The organism is Peribacillus sp. SIMBA_075, assembly GCF_046534585.1.
This window is the reverse complement of sequence record NZ_JAWRYN010000010.1, coordinates 57,947-83,694: the sequence shown is the minus strand read 5'-3', so window position 1 is coordinate 83,694 and position 25,748 is coordinate 57,947. Positions and strand designations below refer to the sequence as shown.

General features: G+C 40.0%; 25 protein-coding genes, 2 pseudogenes and 1 riboswitch. Of the genes and pseudogenes, 22 read left to right on the top strand and 5 right to left on the bottom strand.

Translation table 11 applies throughout. The features are described 5' to 3' along the window. Positions 1 to 169 precede the first annotated feature (169 nt). Positions 170 to 361: pseudogene (locus SB775_RS10485) on the bottom strand (O-methyltransferase); the annotation flags it as partial. A 498-nt stretch (positions 362 to 859) separates the two neighbouring features. Here SB775_RS10485 and SB775_RS10480 point away from each other — a divergent pair. Genes SB775_RS10480 through SB775_RS10470 form a run of 3 tightly spaced genes read left to right on the top strand, consistent with a single transcriptional unit; the run spans position 860 to position 2,805 of the window. Next, positions 860 to 1,285, top strand: coding sequence for a TetR/AcrR family transcriptional regulator (locus SB775_RS10480; protein ID WP_410861546.1), 426 nt, complete (start codon positions 860 to 862; stop codon positions 1,283 to 1,285). Positions 1,286 to 1,302: 17 nt separating this feature from the next. Further along, a complete protein-coding gene (locus tag SB775_RS10475; RefSeq protein WP_410861589.1) occupies positions 1,303 to 1,413 on the top strand; it encodes a hypothetical protein in 111 nt (36 codons plus the stop codon). Between the two features lie 36 nt (positions 1,414 to 1,449). Beyond that, positions 1,450 to 2,805 (top strand): DHA2 family efflux MFS transporter permease subunit, encoded by a 1,356-nt coding sequence (locus tag SB775_RS10470; protein ID WP_410861588.1) that lies wholly within the window; start codon positions 1,450 to 1,452, stop codon positions 2,803 to 2,805. Positions 2,806 to 2,848: 43 nt separating this feature from the next. Here SB775_RS10470 and SB775_RS10465 read toward each other — a convergent pair whose 3' ends face one another. Together SB775_RS10465 and SB775_RS10460 are read right to left on the bottom strand one after the other, a co-directional pair. Further along, positions 2,849 to 3,292 (bottom strand): MarR family winged helix-turn-helix transcriptional regulator, encoded by a 444-nt coding sequence (locus SB775_RS10465; RefSeq protein WP_410861545.1) that lies wholly within the window; start codon positions 3,290 to 3,292, stop codon positions 2,849 to 2,851. 89 nt (positions 3,293 to 3,381) lie between these two features. Continuing rightward, complete coding sequence (locus tag SB775_RS10460) at positions 3,382 to 4,473, bottom strand: low temperature requirement protein A (protein WP_410861544.1); 1,092 nt, start codon at positions 4,471 to 4,473, stop codon at positions 3,382 to 3,384. Between the two features lie 215 nt (positions 4,474 to 4,688). Between SB775_RS10460 and SB775_RS10455 the strand changes: the two are divergent. From SB775_RS10455 to SB775_RS10385, 15 genes and pseudogenes are all read left to right on the top strand, one after another. Then, positions 4,689 to 5,154: pseudogene (locus SB775_RS10455) on the top strand (isochorismatase family protein); the annotation flags it as partial. 329 nt (positions 5,155 to 5,483) lie between these two features. Continuing rightward, positions 5,484 to 7,547, top strand: a complete 2,064-nt coding sequence (locus SB775_RS10450) for a BglG family transcription antiterminator (protein WP_410861543.1) — start codon at positions 5,484 to 5,486, stop codon at positions 7,545 to 7,547. Continuing rightward, the gene (locus tag SB775_RS10445) at positions 7,544 to 7,810 is read left to right on the top strand and encodes a PTS sugar transporter subunit IIB (RefSeq protein ID WP_410861542.1); all 267 of its coding nucleotides are present in this window, start codon (positions 7,544 to 7,546) and stop codon (positions 7,808 to 7,810) included. Before SB775_RS10450 ends, SB775_RS10445 begins: the two co-directional genes overlap by 4 nt. 16 nt (positions 7,811 to 7,826) lie before the next feature. Continuing rightward, positions 7,827 to 8,093: a PTS sugar transporter subunit IIB gene (locus SB775_RS10440; protein ID WP_053347686.1), complete on the top strand. Its 267-nt coding sequence runs from the start codon at positions 7,827 to 7,829 to the stop codon at positions 8,091 to 8,093. A gap of 33 nt (positions 8,094 to 8,126) precedes the next feature. After that, positions 8,127 to 9,395: a PTS ascorbate transporter subunit IIC gene (gene ulaA, locus SB775_RS10435; protein ID WP_284469731.1), complete on the top strand. Its 1,269-nt coding sequence runs from the start codon at positions 8,127 to 8,129 to the stop codon at positions 9,393 to 9,395. A gap of 120 nt (positions 9,396 to 9,515) precedes the next feature. Continuing rightward, positions 9,516 to 10,361, top strand: coding sequence for an HAD family hydrolase (locus tag SB775_RS10430; RefSeq protein WP_317777525.1), 846 nt, complete (start codon positions 9,516 to 9,518; stop codon positions 10,359 to 10,361). Positions 10,362 to 10,768: 407 nt separating this feature from the next. Next, positions 10,769 to 12,067 (top strand): helix-turn-helix domain-containing protein, encoded by a 1,299-nt coding sequence (locus tag SB775_RS10425; RefSeq protein WP_410861541.1) that lies wholly within the window; start codon positions 10,769 to 10,771, stop codon positions 12,065 to 12,067. A 230-nt stretch (positions 12,068 to 12,297) separates the two neighbouring features. Further along, a complete protein-coding gene (locus tag SB775_RS10420; RefSeq protein ID WP_410861587.1) occupies positions 12,298 to 13,470 on the top strand; it encodes a M20 family metallopeptidase in 1,173 nt (390 codons plus the stop codon). A gap of 12 nt (positions 13,471 to 13,482) precedes the next feature. Further along, the gene (locus tag SB775_RS10415) at positions 13,483 to 13,683 is read left to right on the top strand and encodes a DUF3311 domain-containing protein (RefSeq protein ID WP_061464834.1); all 201 of its coding nucleotides are present in this window, start codon (positions 13,483 to 13,485) and stop codon (positions 13,681 to 13,683) included. After that, positions 13,680 to 15,203: a sodium:solute symporter family protein gene (locus SB775_RS10410; protein WP_317777524.1), complete on the top strand. Its 1,524-nt coding sequence runs from the start codon at positions 13,680 to 13,682 to the stop codon at positions 15,201 to 15,203. Before SB775_RS10415 ends, SB775_RS10410 begins: the two co-directional genes overlap by 4 nt. 167 nt (positions 15,204 to 15,370) lie before the next feature. After that, the gene (locus tag SB775_RS10405) at positions 15,371 to 15,775 is read left to right on the top strand and encodes a DUF1259 domain-containing protein (protein WP_410861540.1); all 405 of its coding nucleotides are present in this window, start codon (positions 15,371 to 15,373) and stop codon (positions 15,773 to 15,775) included. 333 nt (positions 15,776 to 16,108) lie between these two features. Further along, positions 16,109 to 17,098 carry a zinc-dependent alcohol dehydrogenase family protein gene (locus tag SB775_RS10400; protein ID WP_410861539.1) on the top strand — a complete coding sequence of 330 codons (990 nt, stop codon included), beginning with the start codon at positions 16,109 to 16,111 and terminating at the stop codon, positions 17,096 to 17,098. Between the two features lie 234 nt (positions 17,099 to 17,332). Further along, the gene (locus SB775_RS10395) at positions 17,333 to 18,643 is read left to right on the top strand and encodes an amidohydrolase family protein (protein WP_125160500.1); all 1,311 of its coding nucleotides are present in this window, start codon (positions 17,333 to 17,335) and stop codon (positions 18,641 to 18,643) included. 419 nt (positions 18,644 to 19,062) lie between these two features. Next, positions 19,063 to 19,302: a hypothetical protein gene (locus SB775_RS10390; RefSeq protein ID WP_410861538.1), complete on the top strand. Its 240-nt coding sequence runs from the start codon at positions 19,063 to 19,065 to the stop codon at positions 19,300 to 19,302. Next, positions 19,292 to 19,660 (top strand): nuclear transport factor 2 family protein, encoded by a 369-nt coding sequence (locus SB775_RS10385; RefSeq protein WP_410861537.1) that lies wholly within the window; start codon positions 19,292 to 19,294, stop codon positions 19,658 to 19,660. Before SB775_RS10390 ends, SB775_RS10385 begins: the two co-directional genes overlap by 11 nt. 177 nt (positions 19,661 to 19,837) lie before the next feature. Here SB775_RS10385 and SB775_RS10380 read toward each other — a convergent pair whose 3' ends face one another. Continuing rightward, positions 19,838 to 20,428 carry a hypothetical protein gene (locus SB775_RS10380; RefSeq protein WP_410861536.1) on the bottom strand — a complete coding sequence of 197 codons (591 nt, stop codon included), beginning with the start codon at positions 20,426 to 20,428 and terminating at the stop codon, positions 19,838 to 19,840. 53 nt (positions 20,429 to 20,481) lie between these two features. Next, positions 20,482 to 21,009 (bottom strand): hypothetical protein, encoded by a 528-nt coding sequence (locus tag SB775_RS10375; protein WP_410861535.1) that lies wholly within the window; start codon positions 21,007 to 21,009, stop codon positions 20,482 to 20,484. Between the two features lie 365 nt (positions 21,010 to 21,374). Continuing rightward, a riboswitch (SAM riboswitch) is annotated at positions 21,375 to 21,486 on the top strand. Positions 21,487 to 21,804: 318 nt separating this feature from the next. Here SB775_RS10375 and SB775_RS10370 point away from each other — a divergent pair. The 4 genes from SB775_RS10370 to SB775_RS10355 all read left to right on the top strand — a co-directional run bounded on the left by SB775_RS10370 (position 21,805) and on the right by SB775_RS10355 (position 25,682). Further along, positions 21,805 to 22,827: a methionine ABC transporter ATP-binding protein gene (locus tag SB775_RS10370; RefSeq protein WP_410861534.1), complete on the top strand. Its 1,023-nt coding sequence runs from the start codon at positions 21,805 to 21,807 to the stop codon at positions 22,825 to 22,827. Between the two features lie 13 nt (positions 22,828 to 22,840). Then, positions 22,841 to 23,491 (top strand): methionine ABC transporter permease, encoded by a 651-nt coding sequence (locus SB775_RS10365; protein WP_410861586.1) that lies wholly within the window; start codon positions 22,841 to 22,843, stop codon positions 23,489 to 23,491. Positions 23,492 to 23,512: 21 nt separating this feature from the next. Then, positions 23,513 to 24,385 carry a MetQ/NlpA family ABC transporter substrate-binding protein gene (locus tag SB775_RS10360; RefSeq protein WP_410861533.1) on the top strand — a complete coding sequence of 291 codons (873 nt, stop codon included), beginning with the start codon at positions 23,513 to 23,515 and terminating at the stop codon, positions 24,383 to 24,385. Positions 24,386 to 24,473: 88 nt separating this feature from the next. Beyond that, complete coding sequence (locus tag SB775_RS10355; RefSeq protein WP_410861532.1) at positions 24,474 to 25,682, top strand: M20 family metallopeptidase; 1,209 nt, start codon at positions 24,474 to 24,476, stop codon at positions 25,680 to 25,682. Positions 25,683 to 25,748: the final 66 nt, after the last annotated feature.

Below are 25,748 nucleotides of genomic sequence, written 5' to 3'. Positions count from 1 at the left end.
ACACCAGAGCTTGATCGATAAATTCGTGAATTTGTGCGATAAATTCGGACATTTTAGCACTTTACTCGTGATTTTGAGCAGTTTACTCGTGAATTTAGCCGTTTTACTCGTGAATTTGAGCAATTTACTCGTGGATTTAGCCGTTTTACTCGTGAATTTGCGCTTTACACGTGAATTTTCCTTCGCTGCCGAATCCTTTGGCAAGGCAAATCCCGCTATAGCCCCCAAGAGCGCCTATCTCCAAAACATTTTTAGCCCTTAAAATGGATATAAGCACGATATGGACGGCATTCCGTTTTCTTGGTATGGACGTAATGACTACATCAAAGCACTGAATCGATATAATTGTAATTTGTTTCATTCATTTCAATTCCTTTCCCGCCATTATTGAATTAAAAGGTTGCCTTTGCTTCACTTTCTTGTATTTCAAATAATTGAATGAATTCGTTGATTAACACATTAATGGCTTTTAATTCACCGACTAAGATTTGATTATGGATTGAAATTCTGGTTTATCTAACTGTTCCTTAATGGTGTAACGTCAAAGATCCATCATTTCTAAAGAAAGCAATTGCCGCCCTCGGCGAAAGGTTTTCGGGCCAGGACCTTTTCCACTGTAATGCTCACCATGGTGATGTCCATCTTTATTAAAATCCCTGAATTTTTCATTTCGAAACCCCCTCCTTTGTATACAACTGTCAAAAATCCCCCAATTTAAATTAATTAAAATGCAATTTCAAAAAGTTTGTCTAAATTGTGAATTCGTTATTTAGAGAGCAAAAAAGTACTTACATCCAAAGAATTTTTTTTGTTATAGTAACAAATAGACCGGTTGGTATGGTGGGGGTGTGCTACGGAAATGGATACTAAATCGTTGATAATCGACCATGCAACGATTCTTTTCCAACAAAAAGGATATAAAGGTGTTGGACTGAGCGAAATCTTAAAAGTATGTCATGTTACGAAAGGTTCGCTTTATCACCATTTTCCTAATGGAAAAGAGGAATTATTAATCGCTTGCCTTCATTCTTTGAATGAAGTAATTACGATGGATATCGTGGAGATTTTTGAACGATATCCGACAACATTAGAAGCGACTAATTCAATGATTGAAAAGCTAATCGTCAATTTAGAAAGAGAAGGGACGATTACGGGTTACACATTTAGCAGCATGGTAAGTGAAATGGCCACATTAAGTGATCCTGTTCGAAAGGCTTGCGCCGAACTTTATGCGAAAATTCAAGGGATTTATTTTAAAAAGCTAATGGAAGATGGATATAGTTAGCTTCCAATATCGCATTGATGATGACAGCCTCCATCGAAGGGGCAATGATGCTTTGTTTGGCTGAAACATCAGCAAAGCCGCTAAAAGTAATTTCGCAATTGTTACCCAATATATTGAAGGAGTTTTAACAAGTGGATAATAAAAATATTAAAACAGGACCGATAATGGCTGCTCTCTTGGTAGCAGGCTTTGTCGGGCTATTTAGTGAAACCGCATTGAACATCGCCTTAGGTGAATTGAGCCACATTTTTGGCGTGGATGCGACGACAATACAGTGGCTTGCAACTGGGTACTTTTTAACGCTTGGTATTTTAGTGCCGGTAACAGGAATTTTAATGCAAAAATTCACAACACGCCAAATGTTCATGGCGTCTTTATTTTTTTCAATCATCGGAACGGTCATCGCTGCAGCAGCACCGGCTTTTAGTGTGTTATTGACGGCCCGTGTCATTCAGGCAGCTGGACTGGCGATCATTTTGCCATTGACGCAAAATGTCATTTTCACGATTTTCCCACCGAATAAACGCGGCTGGGCAATGGGTGTGATGGGCTTAGTCATCTTGGCGGGTCCAGCATTCGGTCCTACATTGGCAGGGATGATTTTAGATACGTTATCATGGCCTTGGATATTCTGGTTTACGATTCCGTTCTTGTTATTCTCCCTTATCTTCGGCTATATCTATATTCCGAATGTCAATGAAAATCGGCAAGTATCAATCGATATCGTGTCAGTTGTGTTATCGACGATTGGCTTTGGTGGAGTTGTATACGGTGTAAGTGTAGGCGGGGATCATGGTTGGACGAGTATGACGGTAATTGGCACGATCATCGTTGGAGTGATCGCCCTAATCCTGTTTGCAATCCGTCAAACGAAGATGGAAAACCCGATGTTGAATTTAAAAGCATTCAAGTACCCACTATTTGTACTGGGTCTTGCGATGAACGTGATTACATTTCTTAACATGTTATCGATGCTGGTTGTGTTGCCAATGTATATGCAAATGGCGTTATTGGTGTCTGCGTTCGCTACTGGGCTGATCATGCTGCCTGGCAGTCTATTAAACTGCGTTTTTGCCCCGATCATCGGTCGGCTTTTCGATAAATATGGACCTCGTGCCGTAATTACACCAGGAACGATTCTGGTTGTCATTGGCTACGGGCTATATGCAATGTATGGAACAGACACAGCACTATGGATCATGGTTGTTACGCATATCGTGATGATGCTTGGCATTGGCATGGTACTCGCTTCAGTACAAACGAATACATTGAATGCATTGCCAAAACAATTCTATCCGGATGGCATCGCGATCACGCAAACATCACAGCAAGTATCAGGAGCAATTGGCATAGCGGTCATGGTTTCACTATTCTCTGCGAAGCAAAATGGCTACTTGACTGATGTGGTAAATGATTTACCGGCAGCTGCTGCCTCAGGTTCATCACTTGTATTTAAAATTAGTTTGATTTTCGCGATCGTGAATGTGGTGCTTTCATTGTTCATGAAAAAACCGAAGTAACAAAGAAAAAAAACAGATCACCATTCTTGCAGGTGATCTGTTTTTATTTTTGAACTTTACTAAGTAGACCTAAAAGCTGTTGTTTTTCCGTCTCATTCAAGTTGGCAAACTGTGATGCCTGAAAATGCTCTTGTTTTGGAACAACTTCATGAAAAAACTCTTTTCCTTCCTCAGTCAACGAAAGGTATTTTGTTTTCCATTCCTGTTCCCGTTTAATCAATCCCAATTCTTCCATTTTCCTTAATAGTTGAGTGATATTGCCTTTCGTCACAAAAAGCTTGTTTGCAAGTTCTTGCTGAGACAATCGTTCATGGGAACCCACTTGAACCAAGATATCGAATTGGGCTGCCGATAGATTCCATTTCTTTAAATGTTGGTTGGATTCCCGAATACTTTGGTTATATATTCGTGTTATTCGGAACCATAACATTAAACCCAGTCGTTCCTCGTTGTTAGATGTGGAGGGATTCGTTGTGTTTTCTTTCATGAATGTCACCTCATTCTTCTTTGTCACAATCAGTCTATGAATAAACTTATTTGATGTCAAATGCAAAAACTTCCATCATGATTCCTATATTATGTAGTCGTTAGTTTGGCAAAGATGATAAAAAACAGTGTTAATTCGGCTATTATCACGATATTTGGTACCGGGACAATCAAATTAAAAATAAAAAAGACGGCTAAAATCCCTAAAAATAACGCTAAATGATATATTTGCAAGCGCTGGTGCTTATGTCGATATTGGTGGAAAACAAAAGTGGTTGATATGAAATAGAGCAATACGGAACCAAAAACAAAATATAAGATAAATGAATAATGGACTTCCTGTAAAAACAATAATCTGATGGCCGCTGCAATCATGCTTATAGACATTAAAATAAACAGATGGCCGTAAATGATGCGCTGGCCGGAAGATTGTACAGACTTGTCGACTTTCTTCTCCATGTTATCGAAATATTGCCACCACATAGATATTATCAGGACAAATGAAATGATAGAAAAGGCTATCGAATCCCAATTTCCTTGTTTAGGTTGGATTACCGCAAGAGTGCTCACAAGAGCTTCCCCAAAGAGAATGATGGTAAATAGACCGAATCGCTCTAACAAGTGGGCCGTATTTGTAGGAACCTTTTCTAAACACTTCCTTCCAAGGATCGGGATAATGATATCGATCAGGATGCCCAAATATAACACAGCATATCGAAGCCAGGAATCAAAAAGGACGGAAAATAATGAAATGACGATTCCAATCCAAAAATACCTTCCCAAAAAGAGTGCTGCATTTTTTCGAAATCCCTCTTCTATCCGCTGTACAACAAGATATTGGATAGCCGTCACGGCTCTTAAGCCAATATAACCAGTTAAAAAAGAAAGATAATAAGGATCAAAATCAACTGATAAGCTTGAGGTCATAATTAGGACAAAAAACATTTGCAATATCAAAAATAGCCGTTGATGAAATAAATCCTTTCCAAACCGGTTAATAAATATGGTTTGCCCTACCCAAGCCCACCAGATAGGAATAAAAATCAATACGAACTTCAATAAATACTCTGGATGGATATATCCATCTTCAACCTGTAGTAAAACATGAGTTGCGCCCGCAACGGCCGCCACAAATAACAAATCATAAAAGAGCTCTAACCATGTAACTTTCTTTTCATCCATTTCTGCACTCCTCCCAATTCCCTTATAGCTTATAGTATGTTGTAAACATTCAGAAAATGGAAGGGGTTCAATATAACCAAAACCATTTACATTATCTTGGAGTGTGGAATTTAGAATTCATGATCAATTATGGGAAGTTCTTTTTACCAAACTATAAACTTATTGAAACCAACGAAGGGGTTTGGGGGAATTTCCCTACAAACGAACTTTCTTCGCTCGTGCAAGAATTGGAAGAACTCTTTCCTAACGCGCCAAAAATAGCTCGGCCTGGACAAATTAACGCATGGGATAATGAAGATTTTGTTAAAGTAATCGAACGAACTGGAAAAAAACACCTATTATTTCGGGCGTGGTTACTGATGTCTGCGTTGCTTTCCCAGCACTTTCCGCTTTGAACGCAGGTTATGAAGTATTCGCTGTCACTGATGCTTCTGGAACAGTCAGCAAACAGGTAGCTGATGCTGCTTTAGCGCGTATGGCCCATGGCGGTGTGCAGCTTATGAATTGGTTTAGCGCAGCATGTGAATTACAGCGTGATTGGCGCAACGATGTCGAAGGTTTTGGTGCATTCCTGGTTATCAAAATATAATCGGAAGCTATAGGGGAGCACAGCGCGATCAGCAAGCAGATTTAAAGATAACACACTGGGAGGGGACATTTGTCCCCTCTTATTTTTTATGAACATCTGCATTTGTTTTCACCCTAGCTTCACCCCGAACTCCTTTTATTGCTCGGTCTCATGACCTTACTGGCCTCCACACTAAAAAACATAAGTTCTTTAACATGCATTCTAATATGTATGAAAAAGCCTACATAGTATCTTTTTCTACATATAGACTGCATTGAAAGTGGATTACTGAACGAATATTGTCTTAAGCAAGGATGCAGTATTGTGCACAAATGTTTAAAGAGTATATTATTGTGCAGTACCTATGACAACATTCGGACTTAGAAATGCTACATTTTTAATAAGAAGTGAGATATCGTAGAAGCAGGGAGAGGGATTGAGAATGTTTTTAGATGAAAGAAGCGCCAATTTACTAAAACTATTACAGCATTCGCCCATTTCAAAAATGAAAGAACTTGAAGCCCAAACAGGTCTGACGAGAAGGCAAATACAATATGGTCTGAGCAAAGCGAATGACTGGCTCCATTTTCATGGATATCAACCGATTCAATATAATCGTGAAATGGGCTACTCCTTTTCTGAAACAATCAGGGATGAAGAATTGAATGTAAAACTGACAAAACGCAATTATATATTTTCAGAGACAGATAGGGAAAAAGTCTTTTACCTCATGATCTTGTTAAGCCAAGAAGAATTGTCCGTCTATCATTTCCAGACGGTCACCGGGCTTTCAAGAAATACGGTGTTGAAGGATTTGAAAAGACTTAAAGAGAAAAACAAGGACATATCACTCAAAATCCAGTATTCCAAACAAGATGGCTACGTGGTGATTGGGGAAAGCCGAGTAAAGAGATATATCATTGAACGTCTCGTGCATGGTGTACTGAATAGTCCCAATAGTGAATTAATCATGGAGTGCATATGGGGAAATCATGAAAAGCAAATCAGCTCGATCCGGTTACAGCTTGAAAGGATCGAACGTAATTTAGGCATCACCTTTACGGATGAACGGCTTCATGAACTGAGCTATTTATTTTTATGTACAGATCAGCTCATAGAAAAAGGGGAAGAGTTACAGGCCGACCAGAGCTGGGCTCCGTTTGTTGCGACAGAAGAATATAAAATGGTTGAGGAAATGACGAGAACGAATGCCTTTCAATCAGTATGGAGCGAAACGGAAAACTTATACGCAACCTTACATTTATTGAGCATGAACCGAACGAAGGATATTTCCCCGCTTAAGGATGATGAAGTCATTCAACACCTTTTGCAGGAAATCGTGGAAGAGTTCGAGAGGCTGGCATTTGTTCACCTGAAAGACAAAGAACAGCTATGCCAACAATTATACGTACATTTTAAACCGGCATATCATCGCCTAAGGTATGGTCTCCCGCAACTTAACCCGATGACCGGACGGGTGCAGAAGGTCTATCCTGAACTGCATCATTTGACAAAAAAATCTCTGTGGGTGTTGGAGAAAGAGATTGGCTGTCCCGTATCCGAAGAGGAAGTCGCATACTTCACGATCTATTTTGGCGGATGGCTGCGCAGGCAAGGGACGACATTGGATGATCGAAAACGGGCGATTGTCGTATGCCCGAATGGTATTGGCATCAGCAATATCCTCATTTATACATTGAGGGAATTATTTCCGGATATTTTGTTCCTGGATGTTCTTTCCGTTAGAAATGCGACTGAATCCCCACTGTCGTACGATCTTGTTTTTTCAACGGTGCATATGAGAACAAAAGCGGCATTATTCGTTGTACCGCCCATTTTGGAAATGCAGGACAAACATAAATTGCGCCAGCAAGTCATGCAGGAATTGTATGGATATACGACGGAAAGTGTAGATGTTTCAGCATTAGTAAAAGTCATTTCCAAGTATGCAACCATCCATGAACAGGATCAGCTTGAAAAGGCTTTGAAGTCGAATGTGTATACACATCAAAAAATAACCCAATTTTCTTTAAAGGAGGCAGAGAAGCCTGTGTTAGAAGAACTGCTCAATTTGCAAACGATTCAATTACAGCAGCATGTTTCCGATTGGAAAGAAGGCATTCAAGTCGCGGCCAAGCCTCTCGTGGACTTAGGAACAGTCGAAGAACGATATGTGGATGCCATGATTGAAGCGATAGAAACGAATGGACCATATGTAGTGATAACGCCTGGAGTCGCTATTCCCCATGCACGTCCAGAGCAGGGGGTCAGGTCTTTATCCATGAGTTTGCTGAAATTGGATGAAGCCGTGGACTTTGCGCCGGATAAACCAGTTCGCCTGATTATCATTTTGGCGGCCGTAGATAACGATTCGCATCTGCGGGCATTGATCCAGCTCACTCAATTATTGAATGAACCAGCCAATATAGAAGAAATCCTACGCACTTCAGATAAATCGGTCCTTATGGAGTACGTTCATAAATATTCGAAGGAGGAAGCGGAATGAAAATCATGGTAGTATGCGGGAACGGATTGGGAAGCAGCTTCATCATGGAGATGAATGTGAAGAAAGCGTTGAAGGAAATGGGTAAGGTGGCCGAGGTGGATCATACGGATCTTGCATCTGCAAAAACGGTTCAGGCGGATATTTTCCTGGGAGCGGCGGATATTGTCGGTCAGCTGGATGATGGAACCCGGACGATCGTCACACTGGAGAACATGATGAGCATCCCTGAAATCAAATCTAAATTGGAAATGCATGTAGGATAAAAAAGGAGAGATTGATATGAAGAAAATCATGGTAGTATGCGGAAACGGATTGGGAAGCAGCTTCATCATGGAGATGAATGTGAAGAAAGCGTTGACGGAAATGGGTAAGACAGCCGAGGTGGATCATACGGATCTTACCTCCGCAAAAACAGTTCAGGCGGATATTTTCCTGGGAGCGGCGGATATTGTCGGTCAGCTGGATGATGGAACCCGGACGATCGTCACGCTGGAAAACATGATGAGCATTCCCGAAATCACATCGAAATTAGCTTCACATCTATAACAAGAAACAAATAGAAGAGGGGGGAGAGAGGCAATGCTGGAACTTATCATGAATGACATCTTGGGTACACCTTCCATACTTGTGGGACTGTTTGCCCTCATTGGACTGCTGTTACAGCGGAAATCCAGTGCGGATGTCGTATCTGGAACGCTAAAAACCGTCATGGGCTTCATTATTATTGGAGCGGGAGCGGCAGTGCTCATTGGCGCCCTTGATATATTCAGTAAAATGTTCGATCATGCATTCAATGTACAAGGAGTCATACCAAATAACGAAGCCATTGTCGCAGCTGCCCAAAGTGATTTTGGGACTTCGACTGCACTTATCATGGTTTTTGGTATGGTTGTCAATGTTTTGCTGGCTCGTTTCACGCCATTTAAATATATATTCTTAACGGGACACCATACCTTATTCATGGCTTGTTTACTTGCAGTCACCCTATCGGTCGGCGGACTTAACGGTTTTCCGCTCATCTTGGTCGGTTCCATTCTATTAGGGGTATGTATGGTGATGTTCCCTGCCCTCCTTCAGCCATATGTACGGAAGATTACCGGAAGCGATGATTTTGCCATCGGCCATTTCGGGACAATCGGATATTTTGTATCCGCGACTGTTGGAAAATGGTTTGGAAATAAGGAAAAAACGACAGAGCAAATCAAGGTTCCTAAATCTTTAGGATTCCTGAGGGATACATCAGTCGCTGTATCGCTTACGATGACGATGTTCTTCGTGATCGTCGCATTGTTTGCCGGACAGAACTATATTGAAAGGGAATTATCCGGCGGTTCGAACTTCATCGTATTTTCTTTCATCCAGGCGATAACATTTGCTGCAGGAGTCTACATCATCCTTGCAGGGGTACGGATGTTAATTGCTGAAATCGTCCCTGCCTTCAAAGGGATTGCCGATAAAGTCGCTCCTGATACGAAGCCTGCGCTAGATTGTCCGACCATCTTTCCATTCGCTCCAAATGCAGTGATCATCGGGTTCCTATTCAGTTTCTTGGCTGGACTATTATCCATGTTCCTCCTTCCGGTACTTGGATTGAAGGTCATCGTTCCGGGGCTTGTACCGCATTTCTTCACCGGAGCTGCAGCAGGTGTATTTGGAAATGCCACAGGCGGCAGACGCGGAGCGATGCTCGGTTCCTTTGCCAACGGACTCATCATTAGTTTCCTGCCGGCGATACTCCTTGTTTTCTTGGGGGATGTAGGGTTTGAAGGTACCACATTTGGTGATTCGGACTTCGGTGTGGTCGGTCTCCTAATTCTAAGCGTCATGAAACTTTTAGGATTATCCTAAACTGTTATACTGGTAAGGTAAAGTAACAAAAATAAATGAATGAAAACAACAGCCTAAGATCTTTATAGATAATGGGCTGTTGGCATTTACATTATCATTCGGATTTTTGAGGTGATTTGCATGACCAATAAAGCAATTGTGCTCGATTTGGATGGCACGACATTGAACGAAAGAAATACTGTGAGTGAAACGCTGGAACAGTACATAGGGGAACTTAGGGAAAGCGGAAAGCTGATTTTCATTGCAACAGGAAGAACGCTGGAAGAAGCGAGGGACGTATTGCCGTCCGGCATGGAAGTCGATGGAATGGTGACTGCCAATGGAATGTCCGTCTTCATCGGAAAGAAACAGATCGTCGAAAATGCCCTGCCGCCGGAACTTGTGGAAGAATTGGTCGCCAAAGCAGGAGCGGGCGAGATTTTTTACGAAGTACATCCGAATGAAGGAACACGGATGGCATTACTTAAAGATAAAGGCTATATGGTTAAACAAGGTTTGGTGCCAAAGCCCGAGACAGTCGATGAAAATGAATGGCTATCAAGGCAGGATGCAGTGGAAGACAAAATAAGATGGTCAGAACAACTGGATATAAGCAGCGTAGCCAAAATCTACTTTTTCAGTAATGAAATGGATACCATCCGAAAATGGAAAGCGGATTTGGGAGAAATCAAGCAGTACAATGCCTTCACAACAGCTTCCTCCACTCATCACAATGTAGAAGTGACCGTGGAAGGCGTCTCAAAAGCAACAGGCGTTCAACTATTACTGAAGCATTTCCAGCTAGGACCGGAAAATATCCTGGCAGTGGGCGATGGCGAAAATGACCTCCCGCTATTTAAACTCGCTGGGCATTCCGTTGCCATGAAAAATGCCACAGACCTGGTCAAAGAACAAGCCGATGAAGTGACGGAGCATTCATATAGAGAAGATGGACTTTATCGCTTTTTGAAGGGTATGTTTCAATGACCAATAAAAAAAGGAAAATTTATAACTTTCTTTAGAAATCAGAGGTGCAAGTTCAGGCTAATTCTAGTTTAGAAGAACCTATTGAAAATATGAAAAAACCACCTAAAGAGGTGGTTTTTTAGCTTAACTAGAAAATTGGTTATGTCATGTCAAAAAGCAAAAAGAACTCTTGGAAAACACAAAGATAATGGATGATTATCTAAGAAGTATAACAAAGCTGTCATGAAAACCTAACATGAATAACGTATACAACGTATTTTTCCTTCATGTCGCATGATAAAATAGGACAAAAGGTAAAAAGAACTGAGCAGAAAATTTAAATTTACGATAGCATGACTTACGTTAAACTAGGATATTTACAAAGAACATTGATTATATTACTGATGATAAAGGAAGTAGAATACAGGATGTATAAAATCGGACTAGTCGGACTAAAAACTTCTGTAGAACAGATTTTAGACTTGGCAGAAGAATATAAACATGAATTGGAATTCATCTCTTTGCCCTATGTAAAGACTGAAGAGGTAGAGAATATTGTAAAAGAACATCATTCTCATGTACATGCATGGCTTTTTTCCGGTCCACTTCCCTATGAAATTGCGAAAAAAACACTAGGCACAGATAAAATAATGGTCCATGTTCCTGCTACGGAATCAGGTTTTTATAAATCTTTTTTAGAGTTGATTTACGAACAAGGGAAAATTATTGAGAGGCTTAGTATCGATACTATGTCTTCAAACAATATCAGTGAAGAAGCTTTGTCACAGTTGAATATTAAAACCCCAAAGATCTATACGAAAGTGTTTGAGTCAGATGTCGACACTAATGAATTGTTTCATTTTCACTTGGATTTATGGAATAAGGGAAGGACAGAAGGCGCTTTATCTTGTTTTCCGTCCGTGTGTGAAGCTTTAAGGGAGTATGGAATTCCAGCTTACCGGATGTCGATGAGTAAAATGGAAATCCGGCAAACGCTTCGGATTCTTTCTGAAAAAGTAAAGACTTCCTACTTTAAAGATACACAAATTGGTGTTGAAATCATTGAAGTTGAATATTTTAACAGAGTGGCAGAGGAAATGAAAACTCCTTATCATTTACAGTACTTGGAGCTTCGGCTTAAAGAAATGTTAATTCAACTTGGTGAAAAAATAAATGGTTCCTTTTCAGAGAAAGGGAATGGAAGATACATGATTTTTAGTTCTCGCGGCGCAATTGAACGGGAAATTATTACGCTTGAGGATACCATTCAAAAATTGGCTTTTGAAGCAGATACAACCGTTGCCGTTGGAATTGGCTTCGGCGAAACTGCCTATTCGGCGGAAATCAATGCTTTTCGGGCTATTCAACATTCAAAAGAGATGAAGAAGCGTGAAATTGTAATTATTCAAGATGATGGAAAGATTATTGAATCACCAGGCAAAAAGAAAGAATTACAATATGCTACCCGGTCCCACAATGAACTCCTTATCGAAAAGTTAAAAAAGGGGAATATCAGTGTAAAAACATATAAAAAGATATCAGCCCTTGTACAAAGAATGGGCTGGGGTAAATTTACAACAAAGGAATTAGCGAAACATCTTGAGATGACAGAACGTAATGTACGGCGTATTATTGCGGATATGTGCGAAGTTGATTTGGCACAATGCGTTGGTGAAGAGGCTCACGCCACACGTGGAAGGCCGAGTAAAATTTATCGATTATTATAAGCACCCAAAATTGGGTGCTTTTTTATTTTGATGTAAAAGCACTAAAAGGAGAACTTCCACTATTAAATCTAGTAATCAAATAAAATGGTTTAGAATTTTCAAAAAACATTGAAATAAAGAACATGGGATATTATACTCTATTTAAGGAATTTATTCCTTAAACTAACCGAAAATAAAGATTACTATGTAAATTGAATGAAAAGGGGATGTATTGGGTGTCTCAAACGATAATGATTCATGATTTAATCGAGGCTGTTAAAGATGAAGTGATTGGATGGCGAAGATATTTACATATGTATCCGGAGCTGTCTTTTGAAGAAGTAAAAACAGCACAATTTGTTTATGAAACGCTACAAACTTTTGGTGATCTGGAAATTTCACGTCCGACAAAGACGAGTATAATGGCTCGTTTGATTGGCCAGCAGCCTGGGAAGGTTATTGCACTGCGGGCAGATATGGATGCGCTTCCAATTGAAGAAGAGAATGTTTTTGACTTTGTGTCACAGAATTCAGGCGCGATGCATGCATGCGGACATGACGGGCATACGGCGATGCTGCTTGGTGCGGCGAAGATTCTTACACAGTTAAAGGAGCATATTAAAGGGGAGGTGCGCTTTTTATTTCAACACGCCGAGGAACTGCCGCCCGGTGGAGCCCAAGAGATGGTGAAAGCCGGTGTGCTTGATGGAGTGGATATGATCATTGGCACCCATCTCTTGTCGACTCTTCCTTTAGGAAAAATTGGTTTGGGTTACGGTCCGGTGATGGCTGGAGCTGATACTTTTAACATTACCGTGGTCGGTAAAGGGGGGCACGCCTCACAGCCTGAACTTACCGTCGATCCCATTGCAATTGGAACTCAGGTTGTATCAAATCTCCAACACATTGTTTCGAGATATCGAGATGCCCAGGAAGCTCTTGTGATTTCAGTGACTCAGTTCCATGCGGGAAGTGCGATTAATGTTATTCCAAGTAAGGTAAGCATTGGCGGTTCCGTTCGAAGCTTTAAACCGGAGTTAAGGGAAAAAATACCGAATTTTATCGAACGCATTATAAAAGGAATTACTGAAGCGCATGGAGCTACTTACGAATTCGATTATCAGTTCGGTTATGCTCCGACCATTAATGATGAAGAAGTTACCCGATTGATGGACGAAACCGTCTGTGAAGTATTTGGTGAAGAAAGCCGAGAGATTTTAAAGCCGATTATGGGAAGTGAGGACTTCTCTGCTTTTCAAAAAGTAGTTCCGGGATCTTATATTGTAATAGGGGCCCGTAATGAAGAAAAAGGGATTATATATCCTCATCATCATCCGAAATTCACGATCGATGAACAGGCTTTACAAAATGGGGTGAAGTTATTTGTTCACGCGACTTTTAAAATGTTAAATCTAACTTACTAGGGGGCTAAGAGTATGAAAAAAATATATTGGCTCGGAATAATCCCGTTTCTTGGCATTATTGTAGGTGCTTTGTTTACAAATAAAGTGACTCCCTATGTTCTGGGAATGCCATTTTTTCACTTTTGGATTGTACTCTGGTCTGTGCTAACCACATGTATTATGGGGATTATCTATCTACTGGATCCAGCTAATCAGAAGGGAGATTCAAGATGAATATTGCCGTGTTATTCATCCTGTTTTTTTTCGTCATTTCCGTAGTGATTGGTATCCAGGCTAAAAAAGGGAAGGAAATGAACTTAGAACAATGGTCAGTCGGGGGACGCGGAATGGGAGCCCTTTTGATTTTCCTCTTGTCCGCAGGTGAAATGTATACGACCTTCACCTTTTTAGGTGCAAGTGGCTCGGCTTATGGGGAAGGAGGTTCCATCTTTAGTATCGTATCATACGGCTGTCTGGCAACAGTCATCTCCTACTGGACATTTCCTGCTATCTGGAGGTATGCAAAGAAACACCAATTAGTTTCCCAATCAGATTTTTTTGTGAAAAAATATCAAAGTCCTTATCTTGGTGTGCTTGTTGCTGTAATTGGTGTTATAGCTTGTACTTGCTACTTAGTACTGCAATTGAAGGGGTTAGGATATATCGTTTCTGCAACATCCTATGGGGCCATTTCTTCTACAGCTGCCATTTGGGTTGGAGCAATTGGTGTAACCATTTTCGTAATGGTTTCCGGTATTCACGGTTCTGCCAGGACAGCTATTTTGAAGGATATTCTGATTCTTGGCATTGTCGTATTTTTAGGGGTTTATTTCCCTCTTCATTATTATGACGGCCTTCAACCCATGTTTGAGGCCATTGAAAATGCAAAGCCGAACTATACCATACTTCCGGATCAAGGAATGGGCGTTTCGTGGTATATATCGACCGTTATACTAAGCTCCATTGGATTTTATATGTGGCCGCACGGGTTTTCTCCTATTTATGCTGCCTCTAGCGAAAAAGCTTTACGAAAAAATGCAATCCTAATGCCAATGTACCAATTGATTTTGTTGTTTGCCTTTTTTGTCGGATTTGCAGCTATCTTGCAGACGCCTGGATTAAAAGGCAGCGAAGCCGATCTTATCTTGCTGCAGCTTTCTAAACAGGATTTTGATCCATGGTTTGTGGGCTTAATAGGTGGCACTGGCGTGTTAGCCGCTTTAGTACCAAGTTCCATGCTGTTGATGTCAATATCAACATTGCTTGCAAAAAATGTATATAAGGTATTCACTCCATCGGCAACTGAAAATCAGATTGCAAAATTGGTAAAATACTTGGTTCCCCTTATTTCTCTCGTAGGGATTTACTTGACCTTTAAAGGTGGAAATTCCCTCTTTAGTCTTGCTTTAATCGCCTATAATTTTATCACACAACTAGCTCCTGCCTTTTTCGCAAGCTTGATGAGAAAGAATTTTATAACCAAACATGGAGCATTTGCCGGAATTATAACAGGGGGCGTGCTAGTCTCAATTATGGAACTAGGGAACATAAAAATTGGTCATCTATTTCCTTATCTTCCTCAAGCAATTAAAGACTTGAATGTAGGAATTATCGCTCTATTTGTGAATATCGTAGTTTTAGTGGTTGTCAGTGTGATGACAAAAAACATTACTAATACTCATAAAGATAATGATGTTTTGGAGACAACAACAGTAGAGAACAAGCTTCTAATACAAAAAGAATCAAATAGCTAACAACATGAAAATTTGCTGCTCCAAGTAATTCATTCCGATAAGATTATATTAATACGAATGCCCTCCAGTTAAATGATCTGGAGGGTATTTTTTCCTTCCTCTATTTTATGATTCATCATTAATTAGGATTAAACAACATAATATCCCAATTAAAAGGAGGCTTAATTATGAATGACTATAACTCTCTTTGTGAACAATTTGCCAAAATTCTAAATGGGAAAAGCGACATGAATAAAGGTGTTTGTTCTGTATCCTTGCATCGCAATATTGAAGTGTTTGTCCAAGGGCGTCCGAGCAACTCAGTTGTACCAGTAGGGGTTTTATTTGAATCATTGGATCAAAACGGTATTGCACTAAATTTGGGTGAAATAGCAATTTTACAAGAAGAAATTCCAGGATTTATGCAATCAGTTGTCCAACAGGGGATTATTGTTAGTGCCTTGCATAATCATTGGTTATATATGAAACCTTCGATTTTGTATATTCATATTCAATCAGTCGAACCCCCATTAGATTTCGCGAAAAAATTGGCGCATTCTTTTTCAACTTTAAGCAGCTATCCAGTTCGATAAATTGATATTTGTTCGTATAAACAAGGCGTTAGCGGTAAATTTTACTGGATTAAATTGAGGGATTTATAAAAGGTTTTAAGTATTTTTTATTGAATTCTTATTTAACAAAAGGATGTTTTACTAAAACCAGGGGGTGCTGCGGCAGCCTTTTTCTTATGGAACGAAGGGGCAGATCAATTGAAGATGAAAAAACAGAAGAAAAGTGAAAAGCTCTTTCCGTTTTTAAGATTTGCTGTTTAAAAGGTGAGTGACAACTCTTGTAAAAATACAGGATAGGCTGGTTCTGTATAAATGATAAAATAGTTAGAACTATATTAAAGGAGACTTACTATTTTGGAAGCTAAATGTGTTAAATTTTATGAGTTTGGGCATCCACAAAAAGTTATAAAAGTGGAAAATAAATTCATTCAAATGCCTGTGGACGGGGAAGTCCTTGTACGGATGACTGCACGTCCTATCAATCCATCTGACTTGCTGCCCATTCGGGGCGCATATTCCCACCGAATTCCCTTGCCTTCCATTCCTGGTTATGAAGGCGTCGGCATAGTGGAAGCGGTGGGTCCTTCGGTTTCGCAAGAGCTGATTGGCAAGCGTGTTCTGCCTTTGCGCGGTGAAGGTACCTGGCAGGATTATGTTAAAACATCTGCGGATTTGGCAATCGTCATTCCTGATTCCATTGAGGACCATATAGCAGCGCAATTATATATAAATCCGATAACCGCTTGGTTAACAATCACAGAAGTATTGGCATTGAAACCTGATGATGTATTACTCGTGAATGCTTGCGGATCTTCCATTGGCCGCATCTTCACCCAGTTATCCAAGATTCTTGGATTTAAGCTGATTGCTGTAACCAGAAACAATACCTATACGGAAGAACTGCTTAAACTTGGTGCTGCATATGTAATCGATACGTCTGAATCATCATTGCCTGATACCGTGATGGAGTGGACGAATGGACGCGGAGCGAACGCGGCCATAGATTCGGTGGGAGGTACAGATGGTTCCGAGTTAGCCTTTTGTGTTCGGCCTAATGGCATATTATTAACAATTGGTCTTTTATCAGGAAAGTCTGTAAATTGGGCGAAAATTTCACAAAGGACAAAAGTAAATGTTAAAATGTTTCATCTACGGCATTGGAATCAACAGGCGTCCGTTCAGACTTGGCAAGAAACGTTTAACCTTTTGATGGGATTCATTAACGATAAAAGGCTGAGTTTCATGATGCCGGATTCTTACTACGGCCTTGGGGATGTACAAGAAGCCATTCGTGTCATGGAAACTCCTATGAGCAATAGGGGGAAGATTTTTTTAAGCAACTGATTTTGCATTCTTCATCAATTCGTTAAATTTGCAATGGGCATCATCGGTGTGGTTTGCTGATAAAATGAAACAAGATTATTCCGTTCACTCTTCCAATAGGTTCCTAAGGTAAATGGAAATGCTCCCTGATAATATGGAATTACTTGATTATCTGTAAGAGGCTAGTTTAGAATGCGGAATAGTAACATGACATGTTGTTAAATGATACGAAAAGACTTTGGAGGAAATAATTACATGAAAACGATATATATGAATGGTACCTTTTTTACGATGGACAAGGAAAATCAAATCTTTGAAAAAGGGATGATGATTGTACAAGATCAAACCATATCCTACATCGGCCAGCATTCTGAAGAACAATTGGCAGATGCCGATCAAGTGGTCGACCTTGGAGGAAAATGGATTATGCCAGGTCTAGTGAATGCCCATTCGCATATTGTGATGACCCTTTTACGCGGAATCGGGGACGATATGCTGCTGAAGCCATGGCTTGAAACGAAAATATGGCCGATTGAAAGCCAGTTTACAACGGAAATCGCCTCTGTAAGTTCTCAGCTTGGCATTATGGAAATGCTGAAATCAGGAACAACGACATTTTCGGATATGTTTAATCCTAATGGAATAGATGCAGGTGCTGTCATGGAGACGATAGGCGAAACAGGAATGCGCGGAGCCTTTTCCTACACGATTTTCAGCTTAGGTACGGAAAAAGAACAAAAAGCGAACCTCATGGGGGCTGAGCAGTTTTCAAAAAACTATAAGACGTTTGCCGATGGCCGCCTGACTACCATGGTAGCTCCACACAGCCCTTATGCTTGTACACCTGAAGCGATTATGGAAAGTGCACGGATTGCAAAAGAGAATGATTTGATGGTGCACATTCACGTTTCGGAAACGGACTTTGAAATCCTTGACATCGAAAAGCGTTTTGGATTCCGTCCTGTCGAGCACCTTCGCCGTTTAGGTCTTTTTGATCAGCCTACCGTGATGGCCCATGGTGTCGTACTCAATGATGAAGAGCGGGCGATACTAAAACAGCATGATGTTCGGGTTGCTCATAATCCAATCAGTAATCTGAAGCTGGGATCGGGAATTGCTGATATCGTCAGCCTTCTTGATGCAGGCATTAAAGTTGGGGTTGCAACAGATGGTGTTGCATCCAACAACAACTTCGATATGTTCGAGGAAATGAGGACGGCGGCATTATTGCAAAAAGGCATCTATAAGGATGCCACTAAATTCCCTGCTCAAACGGCACTGGCCATGGCCACGAGAATGGGTGCCGAAGCAATCGGCATGGGTCATACGGGATCACTTGAAGCTGGTAAAAAAGCAGATTTCATCACCATTTACCCTTATAACAAAGAGCATCTGCAGCCGCTGAGTGAAGCGTATTCGCATTTGCTTTATGCCGCACGCGGAAATGATGTATCTGATGTATACATTGACGGCAAGATGATTGTGAAAAATGGCGAATGCTTAACGATCGATGAAGAAAAAGTAATTGCCGAAACGAATCGTCTGCAGGGCACACTATCACGATAAATACGACACGAAACTTGCAGCTTCTTTCAGACTGAAGGCAAACTCGATAAAAATGGAGTTTGTCTTCAGTTTTTTTAGGTTTTAAATTTTGACCGTTCCAATCCACTCTGCATGAAAACGAAGATCAAACCCAATTTGCCCACCGTTTTGGAGGGTTTGTACTACAACCGTTCCAATCCACTGCAGGCGTTCGCTTCGACCAAATTTAAATTAATTCGACCTCCAGTTTCGACCTAGTCCTGTATAATTCGGCCAACCAAGATCTAAAACCACTGGATCATAGTAAAAAGACTGTAGGCATTAACAACTTAACGTAAAGTATTCTAATCCCTTTTTAGTTTGAGGTCTGTCTCCAGTCCAGTTTCTTGGAAATAGAGAAGCAAAGTAACCCTGTTAAAAATAACAAGAGAAATATAGGTATGGCAAAGATGGTTAAAAAAGAAAAAATGAAAAAAATGCTGCTGACCGCAAATATAAGCCAGCTGATAATTAACAATGAACTGGATAAAAAATCTTTGATAGCAGCGATCATTAATTTCACCACCATCTGGGATATATTGTTAGTATGTATTATATATGATTTTACAAGTAGCTTGGGAAGTAGTTCACTAGTTCATGCACATATAAGTGTAAAAGGGGATGGAATGAATGGAAAATGAATGGTCTTCGTTAAAAGCGCATGTGCAGCAGCTGGAGAAGAAATTATTAAAATCTGAAATCCGTACATCTCCAGAAGAGCTTTCATCATTATTGAAAGATGATTTCTTTGAGTTCGGCAGTTCGGGTCGAATATGGACTAAAAGTGATTGTATCGGAGAAGAAGGAATAGGTGAGGTGACCATGATCTTAAGCAATTTTGACATGCACGAATTGTCCGAAGATACCGTATTAACGACATATCGGATTTTTGATGAAGGTAGAGGGGAGCATACCTTAAGAAGTTCAATCTGGAAATATGCGAATGGCAGATGGCAAATGTTTTTTCATCAAGGAACGAAAACGAAAGGGCCTCTTTAAGCCTACCCATGACATCCTATTTATCATAAATAGGTAAAAAAAAGGCTCCAGAATAACTGGAGCAAGGGGATGTCAACGTAGTAATTAACAAATGGGGATTAACAACTAAATTCTGATGATCTCTGCATGTAATACTTCAATTTATTAGCTTATGTAATTCATTAGGGCCTATGAGTATTAGTTTTTAGTTGTATCATCTATATGAGTAGAATTTGAAGTATCAGGATCAAAGGTATTAAAACCATTTAAATCAATAAAATGAGCAATTGCATCCTTATCTTTGTCAGCTATTATAAGGTTAAAGCCAGATAAGTTATTTTTTATTTTCTCTAATTCTTTTGTCGTTAAATCGATGCTTATTTTGAATTGAGTTTGATATTTAGTTTTATAGCCTTTAGGTTGCTCTGCTAACAATAATTCACTATTTTTATTATGAAAAATATCGTACACTGCTTCAGGGTACTCAAGTGAAAAGTAAATTTTTTGAGTGTTTTCTTGTAAGATTTCGTATATGTCTACATCGATTTCGTAATTCATAAGAAAAGTTAATTCCTTATTCTTAGGAATATAATTCATTTCGAAATTTGTTATGCTAAATTTAGGGGGGCGCAACTTGTTTTCTAATGATTTGTTTTTCTGAATAGATGAATTATTCTGTTCAGATTCAATTGGATTATTGGCACTTCTTTCACTTGTCTTTTCTGAAGAATTACACCCCATTAGAAGGGACATACAAAAGATAAAAGGACAAATATATTTTAGAAGCATATTTTAACACCTCTGTTTATTAGTAAAAAAAATCTTTAAATCTCGAAATATCATTATTGTTTAACTTTTTCGCTCCATGTTGCATAAGTATAATTAGCAGTTGTAGTAGTTCCGTTTGTTAAATTACAAGGTGCAACAACTTTATAACGAGTTCCTGTGGCTTTTACCCATTTACTTCCTGCAGTTAATTTCCATTTTCCCTTCGGAATAGACCAAGTTGTAGAAAGAGTTTTTGTACTATTATATCCATACCCGACATTAGCTGTTATTTTTGCCCCTGTTTGTAGTACTTTAAATGATGCTTCTCCTCCTATACTTACTGTAGCAGCATAAGAAATTTGAACAGATCTAGTAACACTATCAGTAACACTACTATTATTTGTTGCATAATGTGTAAATTCAGTTTTTGTTGAAGTTGTTTTAGATTTATAAGATGTTGTGTAAGTCCCTACTTCTGTACAAGCAAATGGTTCTATTGCAATAGGGTCTTTACTTGTTTCTGCTTTTGCCTCTGATAATGAAAAACCTGAAAATAACGTGAAGCATAGACTTGTTGATAATAATATTTTTGAAAATCCCAAGAATCCCACCTCATTTTATGTATTTAACTTCTTTGTTAATGATATTTTGAATTATATGAATAATCAATATTTAATTAACATTTTTTTCATAATTAGTTAATTAAAGTTGAGGCCCTCCAGAGATATTATCCCCTCTAAGTAGACAGTGTAAAAGGCTACAGATAATCTGTAGCTGTTATAACTGAGCGACTTCTATGTTGTGGAGAATGAGCAAATCATTATAAAATAGAGAAAGAATTATATTTATATAATAAAAAAAACCGTCAATTGACTATACTGTGAAAATGTTTAGAATGATGGAAAATATGGTTGACTTTAGGGAAATTAGAATATATAGTGAAGGACATAATTAAATATAACGTTAATTCTTATCAAGAGATGTGGAGGGACTTGGCCCTATGATACCTCGGCAGCGGGTTTTTACTTTTGTAAAAATACTGTGCTAATTCCAACGGACGAAAGTTTGAAAGATAAGAAGGAGCTTTTCTTAGATAATTAATTTAAGAGTTTACTCTTTTTTATGTCTAAAAGAGGCCTCTTCTGTCTGATGACGGAGGAGGCCTCTTTTGTTTATTCAGAATGTATATGGTTATTTGGAGAATTGGTGCATTAACTCGTAAGTTTCGATCATTAATCATGAGTTGTGAGTATTTACTCGTGAGTTTCATGCATTTACTCGTGAGTTTCGTGCATTTACTCGTGAGTTTCGAAAATTTAACCCGATCATTATGAAACTTTGCAAAGCTCTTCTCTGATAATGAATTTGTACAAATAAACAGCATGGGGGGAGATTGGATGATAGAGTTTCAAAATGTTAAAAAGGTTTATCAAACAAAGAAACAGACTGTCGAGGCTTTGAAGGGCATTAATTTGACAGTGGAAAAGGGGGATATATTCGGTGTAGTCGGTTATAGCGGAGCCGGGAAGAGTACATTGATCAGGTTGGTCAATTTGCTGGAACACCCTTCAGATGGTCAGGTGATTGTTGGCGGCAAGGATTTAACCAAATTGAACCCAAAGGAATTACGGGCTGAAAAGAAAAAAATCGGGATGATCTTTCAGCATTTCAATTTGCTTAACTCAAAGACCGTTTTTGATAATATCGCCATGCCGCTCGTTTTGTCCGGAACCCCTGGTAAAGAAATCAAAAAGCGGGTAGGCGAGCTGTTAGAGTTCGTTGGCTTATCAAGCAAGTCAAAGAGTTATCCGGAACAATTATCCGGCGGTCAAAAGCAGCGGATCGGAATTGCGAGGGCATTGGCTACCAATCCATCGATCTTATTGTGTGATGAAGCTACATCTGCATTAGATCCACAAACAACGAGTGCAGTACTGCAGCTCTTAAAAAAAATTAATAAAGAATACAATATTACCATTCTGCTAATCACTCATGAAATGTCTGTCATCAGGGAAATTTGCAATAAGGTAGCGGTCATGGAGGGCGGATGCGTCGTTGAACAAGGTTCGGTTTTCGAAGTTTTTGCGAAGCCGCAAACGGATATTTCAAAAAACTTCGTGAGAACGGTCATACATGACGAGATTCCACAAAGTTTCCTGAAAAGTATAGGGTCCCATATCCCGATTATTTGGAAAATTAATTTTATTGGGACTACTTCGGGTACTCCTTTACTTTCAACCATCTCGAAGAAATATGATGTTCATTTAAGTGTATTATCAGCCAATATTTCTGAAATTCAAGAAACGCCTTTTGGGAATTTGATCATCGAAGTGACAGGTGACAAAAAAGAGGTGGGCAAGGCTTATCAATATATTAAAGATGAGGGGATTCTCGTCCAGGAGGTGCAGGTAAATGGGTAATACGCTTTGGGGAATGGAAATAACGGCAGAGCAGCTGTCGACCGCTTTCGGTGACACACTTTATATGGTAGCCATCTCATTGGTATTTTCCGGATTGATTGGGCTCCCGCTAGGTATCCTGCTTGTCATTACTAGAAAGGGTCATATCCTGGAGAATAAATGGATCTTTAATGTATTGAATCCGATCATCAATATATTGCGGTCGGTTCCTTTCATCATCTTGCTTGTAGCACTGATTCCGTTTACTAGAATGATTGTAGGCAGTGCGATCGGAACGAATGCAGCCATTGTTCCGCTTATCTTTTACGCGGCTCCTTATATTGCCCGGCTTGTGGAGAACTCCCTGTTGGAAGTGGACAAAGGGATCATCGAGGCAGCTCAGGCAATGGGGGCGACGACATGGCAAATCATTTATCGCTTTTTGATTCCCGAGGGACTTAGTTCGTTGATCCTTACATTTACAACAGCGACAATCGGGCTGGTTGGTTCTACAGCCATGGCAGGTGCTGTCGGTGCAGGCGGGGTAGGAGATTTAGCCTTGGCTTACGGTTATCAAAGGTTCGATACGATGACGATGGTCGTCACAGTGGCGGCGCTCGTGATCATCGTTCAATTATTGCAAACCACCGGGAATTTCGTTTCAAAAAAAATCAGAAGAAGATAAAAATAACAGGAGGTTGGGGAAATGAAGAAAATCTTATTAACGATCATAGTATTGGCATTGGCCATCGTGTCAGCAGCATGTGGGAACGAAGAGGGTGCATCAGGCAGTTCGGATGATGTGAAAACAGTGAAAGTGGGTGTCAGCAACGGGGATACGAGAACGTGGGAATACATTGTCAGCTTAGCGAAAAAGAAGGGGCTGAATATCGAACTGGTCACGTTTAATGATTATATCCAACCGAACCTTGCGTTAAGTGAAGGTGAAATTGATGCGAATTCATTCCAAACGGTCGCCTACTTCGATGAATTCATCCAAGATCAAAATTTGAAATTAGAGGCCATCGGGTCGACTGTAATTGCACCAATGGGCCTTTATTCGAAAAAACATAAAAGTCTTAAAAGTCTTCCAGATGGCGCGACTATAGCCGTTCCTAATGAAGCAACAAACTTTGGCCGTTCCTTACTCCTTCTTCAAGAAGCTGGATTGATTACATTGAAAGAGGAATTCAATGGATCGGGCTCTTTGGAAGTCATTAAGGATAATCCGAAAAAATTGAAAATCCAACCTGTTGCTGCCGGCAATACACCGCGTCTTTTGGATGATGCCGATGCTTCAGCCATTAATAATAACTTTGCCGTCGAAGCAGGACTTACATTAAAAGATTCTTTATTCCATGAAAGTAAAACGGCGAAACCATATATTAATATCATTGCAGTTAAAAAGGGAAATGCCGATCGTCCTGAGCTGAAAAAATTAGTGGAACTTTATCACTCGAAAGAAGTGGAGGCATTCATTAAAAAAACGTTTAAAGGAAACACCATTCCTGCATATGTTTCTGTAGATGAATTATTGAATTACCAGGATGCTTGGACAAAACCAGCCATTGAAAAATGATGATGAGGACAAAGTGAAGGGATGCCGGATGGATTGAAGGATGCCTATCCGGCTCTTTAAACCAATAAATGAAAAGGGAGATAAGAATATGGCGAGAGAATTAGTACGGGAGCAGCATCAGAAAATCATTGAAGATCACATCGACCTTCATTCCGAATTATATATCGGAACGAGTCAAGCCATTCATTCCAAACCCGAAATTGGGAATCAGGAGTTCTTCGCTTCCGACACGTTAACCGGAATACTCCAACATGAAGGATTTGAAGTGACTCGCAATATAGCTGGACATGAAACAGGATTCATCGCCAAAAAAACCTCTTCAAAGGAAGGACCCACAATTGCCTTTTTAGCCGAGTATGATGCATTGCCGGGTTTAGGTCATGCTTGCGGTCATAATATCATCGGCACAACGAGTGTTGCAGCAGGCATTTCCCTGGCTCAAGTGCTGGAGGAAACAGGCGGAGAGGTGATTGTTTTCGGTACACCGGCTGAAGAGGGAGGACCGAATGGAAGCGCAAAAGGCAGCTTTGTGAAGCACGGTCTATTTGATGGTGTGGATGCAGCCATCATCATCCATCCTGCAGGAAAAACGGGTATAACCAGTCCATTTTTGGCTGTCGATCCCCTTGATTTTCATTTTTACGGAAAATCAGCACATGCAGCTGCTGCTCCTGAACAAGGCGTGAATGCGCTTGACGGGGTGATTCAGCTGTTCAATGGCATTAATGCTTTGCGTCAGCAGCTTCCAAGCGAGGTCAAAATCCACGGAATCATCACCAATGGCGGGGAAGCGCCTAACATCATTCCTGAATATGCATCTGCCAGATTTTACATTAGAGCAACAACTTGGAAACTATGCCAAGAGGTATCCCGTAAAATACGTACTGTTGCTGAAGGGGCAGCACTTGCCACAGGAAGCACGGTTAAAGTCGAACGTTTCCAAAATGAAGTACTTGATTTTGTCATTAATCCAGTCCTGGATGAATTGTTAAAAGAAGAACTGGCTCAATTGGGGGAAACGGTGGCTCCACGAAAAGAGAGTGGTTTTGGCTCGACGGATGCGGGTAATGTAAGCCATGTAGTGCCGACAGCCCATCCTTATATAAAAATTGGACCGGATGAGTTGATTGCCCATACGAATGAATTCCGCAACTGTGCTAAGTCTCAAGCTGGGGACAAAGCCATCCTGACTGGTGCAAAAGCACTTGCGCTTACAGGTTATCGATTGATTTCGGATAAAGATCTGTTGGATAAGGTGAAAACTGCTTTTGATGAAGCGAAACAAACAGAAAAATAAAAAAGTGCTTACCCAAAAGCAGAATCAAAAAATATTAAATTCAAGAAAATCAAAACTTTGTGTTGA

Coding starts and splice junctions, on each gene's coding strand:
- SB775_RS10430 (WP_317777525.1), top strand. CDS start 9,516: ATGACCAATAAAGCAATTGTGCTCGATTTGGATGGCACGACATTGAAC.
- SB775_RS10475 (WP_410861589.1), top strand. CDS start 1,303: ATGATGACAGCCTCCATCGAAGGGGCAATGATGCTTTGTTTGGCTGAA.
- SB775_RS10405 (WP_410861540.1), top strand. CDS start 15,371: ATGAATGACTATAACTCTCTTTGTGAACAATTTGCCAAAATTCTAAAT.
- SB775_RS10460 (WP_410861544.1), bottom strand. CDS start 4,473: ATGGATGAAAAGAAAGTTACATGGTTAGAGCTCTTTTATGATTTGTTA.
- SB775_RS10360 (WP_410861533.1), top strand. CDS start 23,513: ATGAAGAAAATCTTATTAACGATCATAGTATTGGCATTGGCCATCGTG.
- SB775_RS10450 (WP_410861543.1), top strand. CDS start 5,484: ATGTTTTTAGATGAAAGAAGCGCCAATTTACTAAAACTATTACAGCAT.
- SB775_RS10425 (WP_410861541.1), top strand. CDS start 10,769: ATGTATAAAATCGGACTAGTCGGACTAAAAACTTCTGTAGAACAGATT.
- SB775_RS10470 (WP_410861588.1), top strand. CDS start 1,450: ATGGCTGCTCTCTTGGTAGCAGGCTTTGTCGGGCTATTTAGTGAAACC.
- SB775_RS10440 (WP_053347686.1), top strand. CDS start 7,827: ATGAAGAAAATCATGGTAGTATGCGGAAACGGATTGGGAAGCAGCTTC.
- SB775_RS10465 (WP_410861545.1), bottom strand. CDS start 3,292: ATGAAAGAAAACACAACGAATCCCTCCACATCTAACAACGAGGAACGA.
- SB775_RS10480 (WP_410861546.1), top strand. CDS start 860: ATGGATACTAAATCGTTGATAATCGACCATGCAACGATTCTTTTCCAA.
- SB775_RS10420 (WP_410861587.1), top strand. CDS start 12,298: ATGATTCATGATTTAATCGAGGCTGTTAAAGATGAAGTGATTGGATGG.
- SB775_RS10445 (WP_410861542.1), top strand. CDS start 7,544: ATGAAAATCATGGTAGTATGCGGGAACGGATTGGGAAGCAGCTTCATC.
- SB775_RS10395 (WP_125160500.1), top strand. CDS start 17,333: ATGAAAACGATATATATGAATGGTACCTTTTTTACGATGGACAAGGAA.
- SB775_RS10385 (WP_410861537.1), top strand. CDS start 19,292: ATGGAAAATGAATGGTCTTCGTTAAAAGCGCATGTGCAGCAGCTGGAG.
- SB775_RS10380 (WP_410861536.1), bottom strand. CDS start 20,428: ATGCTTCTAAAATATATTTGTCCTTTTATCTTTTGTATGTCCCTTCTA.
- ulaA (WP_284469731.1), top strand. CDS start 8,127: ATGCTGGAACTTATCATGAATGACATCTTGGGTACACCTTCCATACTT.
- SB775_RS10415 (WP_061464834.1), top strand. CDS start 13,483: ATGAAAAAAATATATTGGCTCGGAATAATCCCGTTTCTTGGCATTATT.
- SB775_RS10355 (WP_410861532.1), top strand. CDS start 24,474: ATGGCGAGAGAATTAGTACGGGAGCAGCATCAGAAAATCATTGAAGAT.
- SB775_RS10365 (WP_410861586.1), top strand. CDS start 22,841: ATGGAAATAACGGCAGAGCAGCTGTCGACCGCTTTCGGTGACACACTT.
- SB775_RS10370 (WP_410861534.1), top strand. CDS start 21,805: ATGATAGAGTTTCAAAATGTTAAAAAGGTTTATCAAACAAAGAAACAG.
- SB775_RS10410 (WP_317777524.1), top strand. CDS start 13,680: ATGAATATTGCCGTGTTATTCATCCTGTTTTTTTTCGTCATTTCCGTA.
- SB775_RS10390 (WP_410861538.1), top strand. CDS start 19,063: ATGGCAAAGATGGTTAAAAAAGAAAAAATGAAAAAAATGCTGCTGACC.